The sequence below is a fragment of the Paenibacillus sp. cl123 genome, from assembly GCF_900101595.1.
Taxonomy (GTDB): Bacteria; Bacillota; Bacilli; order Paenibacillales; family NBRC-103111; genus Paenibacillus_G.
The window spans coordinates 58345-69114 of the sequence record NZ_FMYY01000014.1 but is presented as its reverse complement, the minus strand read 5'-3'; the positions used below and the strand labels follow the sequence as shown (position 1 = coordinate 69114).

At 49.5% G+C, this 10770-nt stretch carries 14 protein-coding genes; 8 read left to right on the top strand and 6 right to left on the bottom strand.

Features of this window, described 5'->3' with window-relative positions:
- Positions 1-48: 48 nt before the first annotated feature.
- The gene (locus BLR08_RS20060) at positions 49-525 is read right to left on the bottom strand and encodes a GyrI-like domain-containing protein (protein WP_072334182.1); all 477 of its coding nucleotides are present in this window, start codon (positions 523-525) and stop codon (positions 49-51) included.
- A gap of 22 nt (positions 526-547) precedes the next feature.
- A complete protein-coding gene (locus BLR08_RS20055) occupies positions 548-1027 on the bottom strand; it encodes a hypothetical protein (protein ID WP_072334185.1) in 480 nt (159 codons plus the stop codon).
- 167 nt (positions 1028-1194) lie between these two features.
- Here BLR08_RS20055 and BLR08_RS20050 point away from each other — a divergent pair, with 167 nt between their 5' ends.
- Positions 1195-2169 (top strand): helix-turn-helix transcriptional regulator, encoded by a 975-nt coding sequence (locus tag BLR08_RS20050; protein WP_256257726.1) that lies wholly within the window; start codon positions 1195-1197, stop codon positions 2167-2169.
- 69 nt (positions 2170-2238) lie between these two features.
- Here the strand turns inward: BLR08_RS20050 and BLR08_RS20045 are convergent, their stop codons facing one another.
- The gene (locus tag BLR08_RS20045; RefSeq protein ID WP_072334191.1) at positions 2239-3090 is read right to left on the bottom strand and encodes an aldo/keto reductase; all 852 of its coding nucleotides are present in this window, start codon (positions 3088-3090) and stop codon (positions 2239-2241) included.
- 171 nt (positions 3091-3261) lie between these two features.
- On the opposite strand from BLR08_RS20045, the gene BLR08_RS20040 reads away from it, so the two are divergent.
- From BLR08_RS20040 to BLR08_RS20020, 5 genes are all read left to right on the top strand, one after another.
- Complete coding sequence (locus BLR08_RS20040) at positions 3262-3708, top strand: MerR family transcriptional regulator (protein WP_072334195.1); 447 nt, start codon at positions 3262-3264, stop codon at positions 3706-3708.
- 163 nt (positions 3709-3871) lie between these two features.
- Positions 3872-4726: an ABC transporter ATP-binding protein gene (locus tag BLR08_RS20035; RefSeq protein WP_072334198.1), complete on the top strand. Its 855-nt coding sequence runs from the start codon at positions 3872-3874 to the stop codon at positions 4724-4726.
- Complete coding sequence (locus BLR08_RS20030; protein ID WP_072334203.1) at positions 4719-5372, top strand: ABC-2 transporter permease; 654 nt, start codon at positions 4719-4721, stop codon at positions 5370-5372. Before BLR08_RS20035 ends, BLR08_RS20030 begins: the two co-directional genes overlap by 8 nt.
- Positions 5372-5737, top strand: coding sequence for a GntR family transcriptional regulator (locus BLR08_RS20025; protein ID WP_072334206.1), 366 nt, complete (start codon positions 5372-5374; stop codon positions 5735-5737). The genes BLR08_RS20030 and BLR08_RS20025 overlap by 1 nt, the downstream gene beginning before the upstream one ends.
- Before the next feature lie 220 nt (positions 5738-5957).
- Positions 5958-6545: a DNA-3-methyladenine glycosylase gene (locus BLR08_RS20020; protein WP_072334209.1), complete on the top strand. Its 588-nt coding sequence runs from the start codon at positions 5958-5960 to the stop codon at positions 6543-6545.
- Positions 6546-6671: 126 nt separating this feature from the next.
- Here BLR08_RS20020 and BLR08_RS20015 read toward each other — a convergent pair whose 3' ends face one another.
- The gene (locus tag BLR08_RS20015; RefSeq protein WP_083537374.1) at positions 6672-8144 is read right to left on the bottom strand and encodes an MFS transporter; all 1473 of its coding nucleotides are present in this window, start codon (positions 8142-8144) and stop codon (positions 6672-6674) included.
- Positions 8145-8311: 167 nt separating this feature from the next.
- Here BLR08_RS20015 and BLR08_RS20010 point away from each other — a divergent pair, with 167 nt between their 5' ends.
- Positions 8312-8896, top strand: coding sequence for a TetR/AcrR family transcriptional regulator (locus BLR08_RS20010; RefSeq protein WP_072334212.1), 585 nt, complete (start codon positions 8312-8314; stop codon positions 8894-8896).
- A gap of 86 nt (positions 8897-8982) precedes the next feature.
- Here BLR08_RS20010 and BLR08_RS20005 read toward each other — a convergent pair whose 3' ends face one another.
- Positions 8983-9312 carry a carboxymuconolactone decarboxylase family protein gene (locus BLR08_RS20005; RefSeq protein WP_072334215.1) on the bottom strand — a complete coding sequence of 110 codons (330 nt, stop codon included), beginning with the start codon at positions 9310-9312 and terminating at the stop codon, positions 8983-8985.
- 18 nt (positions 9313-9330) lie between these two features.
- Positions 9331-9720 (bottom strand): tautomerase family protein, encoded by a 390-nt coding sequence (locus BLR08_RS20000; RefSeq protein ID WP_072334218.1) that lies wholly within the window; start codon positions 9718-9720, stop codon positions 9331-9333.
- A gap of 111 nt (positions 9721-9831) precedes the next feature.
- Here BLR08_RS20000 and BLR08_RS19995 point away from each other — a divergent pair, with 111 nt between their 5' ends.
- Positions 9832-10725 (top strand): LysR family transcriptional regulator, encoded by an 894-nt coding sequence (locus BLR08_RS19995; protein ID WP_072334221.1) that lies wholly within the window; start codon positions 9832-9834, stop codon positions 10723-10725.
- Positions 10726-10770: the final 45 nt, after the last annotated feature.

Below are 10770 nucleotides of genomic sequence, written 5' to 3'. Positions count from 1 at the left end.
ACGGGGTTTTCCTTTTATTAGGAAAACCCCGTTTAGTTATTATGCCTGCTATTTTCTAACCACAGGAACCCAAAATTCGCCGTAGAAAGTGCCGTCACCGTTTTCTTTGCGATAAGTCGCATTGGGACCGCCGATATATGCATAGTCAGTCACTCGTGACAAGACTTCGCTAAAAGCACGATAAGTCAACTGATCAAACAAAGTCTCCTTGTCGCCGGTTCCTGCGAGCACGATATACTCGCTCTCTGGAAACTCGATGATGCGTGTTGCGTCAACCACCGATTTGCTAGCTTCCACCGCGAAATAATTCCACGGTCTGCCTTGATACACCTCATTGACTGACCATTCGAGATCGTCTTTTGCGGCCGCTTTGAGCTTGTCATAACGCCCGTCGGCCTTGAGTCCTCCCCAGAACTCTGCTTTTTCCTTCTGCAAAGCCGGCGCGTCTTGGAAATTGGATCGGATTGAAAAACCATAGGCGGTCAATGTAAATGATTGCTTATGTTCAACTGTGTAATTTGCCATGGGCGTGCTCCTTTAACTGAGATTAGCCTGCTGCTTTTTTTACACGAAGCCACATTTCGCCATAAAATGTACCGTCTTCGGCTGCTTTGACGAATGTGGAGTTTCCGGGACCCACATATTTGTAGTCTGTGATTTCTTGCAGCAGGCCGCCGAAAACTTTGCCCGTTATTTCATCAGCAAGGCGGTCTTTGTCAGCGCCTGTGCCAGGCACTACGAGGTAGTCCCCAGCGAGGAAGTCAAGGACGACTGCGCCTTCTACGTCGTATGCACCCATCACCCCGAAGCCGCGCCAAGCCTTGCCGTCGATGACGTAGTTAATTTGATGTTCTTGCCCATCAGCGAGCGCGAGAAGTTCGGCAAGCTTGCCGTTTTCAGTGATTTCCGCTTTTTTCGCCGCAGTTTTGGCTGCATTGCCTGCCCAGTCGTTGTAGTCTTCAAGTAAAACACCGAAAGCAGTCATTTTGTAGTTTTCTGAAATGTTTTGGATAGCGTAGTTAGACATATTGATCTCTCCTTAGCGGTTTTGTTTTTACAAGATTGATACTATTCTCTAAATGTATCAAAAAACGATACCTTTTATCGATGATCAAAAAGTTTGGCAAAAACAAATCCAAATCAGTACGGGTGCTGCATTTCTGATACAATAAAAGCATGAAAAAGACAGAACGAGTGAACCTGATCATGCGATTCATCAATAATCGCGCGCATTTTACGATTGCAGAGATTCAGCGGGAGTTCAAGATTTCTCGCGCGACGGCGATCCGCGACATTAACGAAATTCAGGCGATGGGTTTTCCGCTGACGACCGAGCTTGGGCGCGGGGGCGGCTACAATGTCCTGCAAAATCAGTATTTGTCCGCCGTCCGCTTCACGCCAGAAGAGCTGAAAGCGATATTTATCAGCTTTATCGCCTCGAAAAATTCGCAGCTGCCTTATTTGCAAAATCGCCGCTCCATCACTGAAAAACTCATCGGCATCGCTTCGCAAACCCAGCATGACGAACTGATCGAGCTGAATAATATTTTGCTATTTGAAAATACAAATCCTGCTAATCCGAATCTCTTGGAACTCGATGATGCAGCGCCGGCGGAGTTGAATCAGTTGATTTCGCTTGCCGCGCGGGATAAGCACTTGCGCTTGACGTATGAGCCGAATCCCGGTTGGCCGCAGTTAATGGATGTTTTTGTGATTCATATTTTTAACTCAAACGCTCGCTGGCTGGTCGAGGTTTATGATCTTGATAATGATGAATTTCGTTATTTGCCTGTTGAGATGCTGCGGGATTCGGCCATTTCTAAGCAGAAGATGAGGCGGTCCGAGCAGGAGATTTTAAGCCAAAAACGGCTTGGCGCACGTGAGTCCAATCTGATTGTAAAGCTAGATACGACTGGGATTCTGCGCTTTAAGCGCCTGCACCCGCCGGGGATTATTTTGTCCTTTACGGGAATGTTCCAGTCGAGTGGGATTTTCAATGCTCAATTGGATGTGACCGATGTTGAGACGCTGGAGTATTACGCGGATTGGCTTTTGTTTTTGGGGAAAGGGGTCGAGTTTGAACGGATTCCTGATGAGCTGCGCTTGATTTTGGAAGAGCGGTTAAGGGGAAGTGCCGACACTTTAACAAAAACGCGGTTAGGCCAATAACCGGGCTGCAGCGTTCGCAAGCCCGAGTTGGCTTGGTGCCGCGGCAGCCCCAGATATTTTAGCCTTCACTTACAGTTCGACTCTCCAGTTGCCCATCATCTTGGCCACTCCCGGATCTCGGTACGATAAGAATAGACTATCCCGGGTATCGAGTGCGGAAATGTATTCCATATCGTCCGCGCTCAACGCAAAATCGAAAATGTCGAAATTTTCGACGATTCGCTCTTTACGTACCGATTTGGGAATGACCACAATATCTCGCTGAACAAGCCAGCGCAATACGACCTGAGCGACGGATTTGTTGTGTTTTTCCGCGATCGAGGCCAGCACTTCGTTGCCGAACAAATTGTTTCGTCCTTCAGCGAACGGCGCCCATGACTGGTGTTGAACGCCCTGCTCTTTCAAGAAAGCAGCGCTCTCTGTCTGCTGGTAGAACGGATGTGTTTCAATCTGGTTGACAGCGGGCACAACTTCGTTATGCACAATAAGGTCCATCAGACGATCCGGCATGAAATTGCTGACCCCGATGGCCTTGATTTTACCTTCACGATACAGCTCTTCCATCGCGCGCCAAGTGCCGAAATAATCCCCGAATGGCTGGTGAATCAGGTACAGATCGAGATAATTGAGCTGCAGCTTATTCATCGATTTTGCAAACGCAAGCTTGGCACTCTCGTAACCGGCATCCTGAACCCAAATCTTGGTCGTGATGAACAGCTCCTCACGCGGCACGCCGCTGCGCTTGATCGCGCGTCCGACCGCTTCCTCGTTAAGGTAACCGGCGGCGGTGTCGATCAAGCGGTAACCGGCCGACAGCGCCTCGTACACCGCGTTCTCGCACTCTTCCGCATCGGGAATCTGGTAAACCCCGAAACCTAAGATCGGCATTTTCACACCGTTGTTCAACGTTACAGTTTGCATTGTGATTCCTCCTATTATTCAGATGGATAACACTAACCGGCACGTATTCCGGAAATTTGGGACTGGAGCGGGAATTCCGATTACGGCTCAGCTGCATTACAATAAGCTTAATACCTTCGTGTTACACGAAGGCAAGAGGCTGTTATTTTTTAATTTCAAGGAGGCTTTCACATGTATACGGTCAAAGAAGCCGCTCAGATTACGGGACTCACCGAGCACGCCGTGCGCTTTTACACGGATAAAGGTCTGGTGCCAAGCGTACAGCGCAATGAGCATAATATTCGATTATTCGATGGAGAATCGATCAACTGGCTGCATGGCATCAAATGTCTCAAGCAATCCGGGATGCCGATTGATGTTATTAAAAGGTATATCGATCTATGTCTCGATGGGGATTCGACCATTCCGCAACGTTACACACTCATGATGGAGCATAAAGAAGCTGCTCTCGCTAATCTCGAAGAAGCCAAGCTGCATGTTGCCCATTTGGAAGAGAAGACGGCTCTGTACCAGGCCATTCTGGAGAATCGCTCCCCAGACACGACCAATCCCGCTCTCTGGGACAGGATCCAACATATGCATGGGGACGTATTCTATAAGGTTTCCCAAAGAGCCTGAATGTCGAAGACGGTTAAACCGCAAGTTATTAAAGGGGGCTGCGCGGGCAGCCTCTTTGTATTTCCTCTAAAAGCCAAATAGGGGGTTATTGACAGGGGAAGCTCCTTGGTGATACATTGTGCATATACGATATACACAATTTTATGGAGGAGGTACGGATGATATGCTTGCGTTAGACGTTCGAAACATAAGTAAGAACTTCCCCAATTTCCAACTCAAGAATGTGTCCTTCCAGCTGGAGAAAGGCTACATCATGGGTTTTATCGGCGCTAACGGCGCAGGCAAGACAACAACGATCAAATCTATTTTGAATATGACCCGCCTGGATAGCGGTGAGGTTCATATTCTGGGAAAGAATATGATCGAACACGAACTCCACTTGAAGCAGGAGATCGGATATGCCATGGGCACCGTAGATTTCTACACCCGAAGCAAAGTGAAGACGCTGACCAACGTGATCAAGAGGTTTTATGCCCATTGGGACGAGGAGACATACCGCAATTACCTGCGAAAATTCAAGTTGGATGAAAATAAAAAGATCGCTGAAATGTCGATGGGCATGAGGGTGAAGTACAACCTCGCGCTTGCCTTATCCCATGGGGCCAAGCTTCTCATTCTCGACGAACCGACTAGTGGACTTGATCCGGTAGCCAGGGACGAACTGCTGGATATTTTCCAAGGGCTCGTCGTTGGGGGCGAGATCAGCATTCTGTTCTCGACACATATTACTTCTGACTTGGAGAAATGCGCAGATTATATAACCTTTATAGAAAATGGTAAAATCATTCGCAGCTGTGATAAGGAAGCGTTCAAAGAGTCCTATCTCATTCTAAACGGTGCTGTAAACCAACTGGATCAAGTGAAGGACCGGTTGATTTCCTACAAAACCAATTCGTTCGGATTTACGGGGTTGATTCATGCCAGCGATTTCGATGCTTCCTATGCCATGAAGGCGACGGCGCCAAGCCTTGAGGAGATCATGATTTATTTCGCGAAAAAGGAGGAGCAGTATGTATAACTTGCTGATGAAGGATTTAAAATTGGGCGTGCATCCTATCTTTCTCGTAATGCCTTTCTTGACCGGTGCTTTAATGCTTATTCCCGGCTGGATATATTTTATTGTCCTGCTGTACTTCTGCTGGATCACGATTCCGAACATGTGCAACCAATTTAGAGCACAAAACGATCTCATGTTTACGTCGATGATGCCTGTCACCAAACGGGATATGGTGAAAGCAAGAGTATCCGTTATCGTCCTGCTGGAGCTTCTGCATCTTATAGTTGCCGCGATCTTCGGTATATTCACGATACTCTTATACCCGAATCTAAAGTACTATTTCTTCCCTCCGAGTATAGGTTTCTGGGGGCTGTGCCTTGTCATGTTTGCGATCTTTAACCTTATCTTTATCCCCATGTTCTACAAGACTGCGTACAAATTCGGCAAGGCGCTGTTCGTCTCCATTACGGTCGCGATGCTGTTTGCAGGAATCGCCCAATGGATTGGCATCCAGAGCCCAGTCGTGTCTGACATTTTTTATAGCAGGGATGCGCACAATTTGTTACTTCAAACCTCAATTCTAATCGCAGGAATCGTGATTTTTTCGGTAACGTCTGTCCTTGCTTACCGGATTGCGTTCAAACGATTCCTCCAAGTCGAAATCTGATGAATATCGCGATCTCGAACACCTCAGAGAAACCGATTTATCAGCAGCTTTTTGAGCAAATCAGCGCCCAGATTCTGGGGGGCAGGTTGGACAGCGGATATTGTCTGCCGCCGATTAGGCAAGCTGCCCAGGAGCTTGGCATCAGCGTCATTACCGTGAAGAAGGCTTGGGAAGAACTAGAGAGATCCGGGTTGATCCATACCATGACGGGCAAGGGCTGCTTTGTAGCCGAGCTAACGCCCGATCAGAAGCTGCAAATACGCAACGAAATGATTTTGGAGCAAATGATTCGCGACGTCTCCTATTACAAATCCTTTGACCTTACCCTGGATGAAACGATAGAGATGCTGAAGAAGATTTATTAGAAGCGGAGGAGCTGGCGAGATAGCGTTCTTATTCTAGGGGGCTCTGGTGGATGGCGGATATACGGCTTTTTAAACAAGCTATCGGCCAAACACGAGCGATAGCGGTCTTCTTCAGCCTTGTTAGCTTTTCATTAATTTGTTTAAAAAGGAGTGAAGCTTCATGAAAAAAGAAAATATAGTAGCTGAAGACTAAACAGCCATATAGAAAGGTGTGGGCGGATTGCAGCAGCCTTTGAAGGAATCTTTTTTCGAGCAGCCAACCCTGGACCTGGCGCGGTCTCTCCTCGGGATGCTCCTAGTAAATGAAACCGAAGAGGGAATAGTCTCAGGTTGGATTGTGGAGACGGAAGCCTACTTAGGTCCGTTTGATCGGGCGGCACACAGCTTCAATAACCGCAGGACGCGGAGGACAGAGGTGATGTTCGGACCTGCAGGACGAGCTTACACGCATTTGATACATACTCACTGTCTCTTGAACGTGGTGGGTGGGCGGATAGGTGATCCGGAAAGCGTTCTGATTCGGGCGCTTGAGCCCTGCGATGGAATAGAATGGATGTACAAGCGCCGTGGAAGCGTAAAGAAGGAGCAAGAGCTGACGAACGGACCGGGTAAATTGACCAAGGCTCTTGGGATTGGCATGGAATTCTACGGTGCAAATTTATTTGAACGACCACTTTTTATTGCCGCGGGCAGGCAGGTGAGTTCAGTAGCGGTTGGGCCAAGAATAGGCATTGACAATACGGGAGAAGCGAAGGGTTATCCTTATCGTTTTTGGCAGGAAGGCAATCGGTTCGTGTCTAGGGGCTAAGGCTGACGCCGGAACTTTATCGGCGTCAGCTTTTTTCATTTCATAGCCGCCTATGTAACCCCGGTTAAAACATGCCGGTTTGACAATGCTCCACCCTCAAGTTACCGATCGTATGCCTCATTTCTTTTACGATCGACTAGCTGCGTTTCGCCCGGCCAGTATCCATGCCAGCGGCAGGATGAGCGCAGACGCGGCAGCCAGCACATATAGGCAGATGGTAAAAGCGTCGGGAAAGGCGGATACCGAGCCGGTATGGGCTTCCAGAGCGTTAAGCCAAACGATGCCGATCAGGGCGATTCCGATCGTAGAAGCAATCTGAATGCTGGTTGTCATAACGCCGGATGCGGAGCCGATGTCGGCTGTGCGGATTTTCGCCAGAACGATATTCGTCAGTGGCGCGGCGACCAGGCCTTGACCGATACCGAGTGCAGTTAGAGCCGGGAGCCACACGCCAATATCGGAAGAACCCCCGGTTGTTCGGACCGCCCAGCCAAGGAGCAGGTAACCTGCTGTCGTCAAGATGGAGCCGACGGTCAGCACATGGGCTCCGAGCTTCGCAGTGACGCGGGAAGAGAACAACGATGCAAGGAAATAGCCCAGACCCATCGGCATGATGACAAGACCTGCTTGCAGAGGCGAGAAATGAAGCCCAAGCTGTAACATGTAGGCGGCTACAAGGAAGAAGGCGCCCTGTGACGACATCAACAGCAGCACGACGAGAATGCCGAACGTGAACACCTTATGTCTAAAGAGATCGACATTCATAAATGGGAGCCGGCCGCGGCGCAGCAGTCGCCGTTCGTACCAGGTGAACAAAGCTAGCACAGGAGCCGACAAGAGCAAACTGACGACGAGCCCGGCAGGCCATCCTTCACGCTGTCCCTGTACAAGCGGATAGACGAGCATCAGCAAGCCGGTAGCGGCCAGTGCGGCTCCGATCCAATCCAGTCCGGCGCGATCCGGCGAGCCGGATTCCGGAATAAATGGGATTAAGGCCAAGATCAGAGCCCCGAGCAGGACGCTGATCAGGAACACCGTTCTCCATTCCAGATCCCACACATTCATGCGGAGAAGCAGTCCGCCGATGATCTGCCCGGCCGTCGCTGCGATTCCCTGGGTCGCTCCATACATGCCGAACACCGCACCTCGACGTTCCGGGGCATAATTGGCTTGAATGAGGGATAAAACCTGCGGCATAAACAGAGCGGCTCCGACGCCTTGCAAAACACGGAACGCGATGAGCATACCGACATGGGCAGATAAGCCGCATAACAGAGAAGCGACGGTGAATAAGGCTACCCCGACGAACAGCATCCGCCGGCGTCCAAACCGATCGCCCAGTCGGGCACCCATAATCAGCAGAACGGCGAACGTAAGCGTATACCCGGTAAGGATGAATTGTACATCGGTGAAGCTGGCCCCAAGTCCTTTCTGGATGGAAGGAGTGGCTACGTTCACGATGAACACATTCGCCACAGCCATAAATACGGGCAAAAGCAGAGCCGGCAGCATCAGACGCGATCCTCGTCCGTCCCCTTCGGAGATGGATTCGCGAGTCTGCACCGGCTGGGCGGAAGCGTCCGAAAGTGTATGGGGCATAGAAAATTCTCCTCTCTCGCTACTCGCTCACTCGATTGACAGCAGGCGAGAAGTATTCCTATAATGGGAGAGACAGGTCTGTCTCTTTATGAGAGAAATGATACAGACAGATCTGTCTCGTGTCAATACGCTTTTTTCCATACCTCCTATAGAGACGGGGATCGAAGATGAAAAAAGAAACGGCTAGAGATCGTATACTGCAGGTCGCCTCCGAATTGTTTTACTTGGAGGGAATACGAGCGGTTGGCATCGATCGGATTATCAAGCAATCCGGCGTTGCCAAAGCAAGCTTCTATCGAAGTTTCGCGACGAAAGATGATCTGGTGGTCGCTTATCTCGAAGCTAGGGATGAGCTAAAAGTAGAAAAACTGGAAAGGCTGAGGAAGCTGTATCCGAACTCCCCTAAGGAGCAGCTTGACACGCTTATCCGGGATGTGACCGAACAGATGGGGACGCCGGAATATCGGGGATGCCCGTTCTTGAATGCGGCGGTAGAATTCCCGGATCGGGATCACCCGGCCCATATCAAATTGCTGGACATTCAGAGGAGCTTCTGGTCCCGGGTCCTAGTGCTTACTAGGGAGGGGGGGGCACGTCAGCCCGAAGAATTGACTGCGCAGCTGCGGATGTTGTACGAAGGATTTGTTATGAAAAGCTACTTGGACAGGTCGAATTTCGATCCGCAGTATTTCCGGAGGGCCGCGGAGCTGCTCTTGGAGAAACAGCTTGCTCCGGTCAACCAGCCCGAGTGACGTTAGGTGCACAAGTGATGCGAATTCGGAAGGCATCCCAACCGGATGCCTTCGCCGTAGGGGGTAGTTATCCCTTCCCATGTGGTCTATTGGGCAGCTTCCATAAATACCTTCTTCGCCACTTGAAGTGCGGAAGCGGCGCGAGGCCAGCCTACATAAAAAGCCAAGTGAGTAATCCCCTCCACCAGCTCCGCTTGCTTCAATCCATTCTGAACAGCTAATTTCAAGTGATAGGGGAGTTGCTCTGTCATCCCTCCCGCAACCAGCGCTGCAACCGTTATGAAGCTGCGATCCCGTAGAAGCAGCTCTTCCCGTCTCCAGGACTCCCCGAATAAAACCTCTTCCGAGTATCTGACGAATGTCGGAGCAAAATCCCCGAAGGATTCACGTGCATGGGATTTGATTTCGCGCTGCATCCTATGACCTCCCTAGAACTATTGATTCAGCATTTGAGCCATTCCGTTTCCGAACGACCAGTCCTCGTATTCCGTATCGACGAGTACGATGAACACGTCTTCTTTTCTCATCGGAACCGTTCTGGATAACTGTTCGGCTAATGTACTATATAAGCTTGTCTTCTGTTCAGTCGTTCTTCCTGATTTGAGCGTAATCTGAATAAAAAGCAATCCGTCGCTTCGTTCGACGCCCAAGTAATGGCTGCTGTAATAGAACTCATCTGGATGATGCGAATGAAAAACCTGAAACAGATCGTCCGCCGGTACTTCGAAATGTTGAATTAAAGCGCTCATAAGCGTATGACTGACTCGTTCCAATTGGGCGGACTCATAGTGCGACTTTAAGTAGCTAACTCTTATGAATGGCATGTTGGGCTCCCCTTTCTGAAGATATATTTATTGTATACGGAGCTGTTTCATTTATATAATGGAATAAAACAATAGTCTTCATCAAAATCATCGATTAAGAGGGGGGAGGAAATGGACTTAAAGGAGCTCACCGCGTTTCAAACGATCCTTCAGGAAGGCACATTCTCTCGGGCAGCTGAAAAATTAAACTATGCTCAGTCTACGATTACGAATCAGATTCAACGGTTGGAAAAGGAAATCGGAATACAGCTCTTCAAGAGAGGGTGGGATGCGGAATTAACGAATGCCGGACGAATATTTGCGACCGAGGTGGACAAGCTCCTCCGGCATTGGAACGACGTAGCCGAAATGGCCAGGGCTTTGGAGAGAGACGAGATAGGCAGTCTGCGTATAGGGGTTATTGAACCATTGATTCAATCCGTACTTCCTGACTCCGTTCGCAGATTTCATCAGAGTAAACCGAGGATGGATTGTCAGATTAGTGTGGGGAGTACGGAAGCCCTGTCTCGAGCTCTACGCCAGCATGAGCTGGAATTCGCAATATGCGGAGAACCGCTCGATCCGAATGCTTTTTATTTCGAGCCGCTTTATGAAGAACGGATTGTATTTGTGGCAGATGAGAACCATCCGTTAATCGAAAGGGAAGGCGTGCCCTTTAAAAATATACTCGCCTACTCCCTTATAGCAGGAGGACGCTCGTGTCTATACTACTTGCAGTTAGCCAAGCATTTATCGAGATATGAAGCTGCCCCTTTATTGCATTCGGTAAACCAAATCTCTGCGATTCCTTACTTTGTCCAACAGACGACGGCCGTTGGCGTCGTGTTAGATTCTACTCCATTACCGCCGGACATACAGAAAATCGACGTAAGCTGGGATGCATCTCTACTACCGGTTGGCTTTCTGCGACTCCAAGGGAGCAGCCAGGCTGGGGCATCCGCACGATTGCTCATGCAAATCGTAAAGGAGGAGCTGGAACGACTCGCCGTCAGAGCGTTACAGTGAGTCGTGTTTGGAAATAATGGATAAACTTTTCGCGGGAAAGGATGA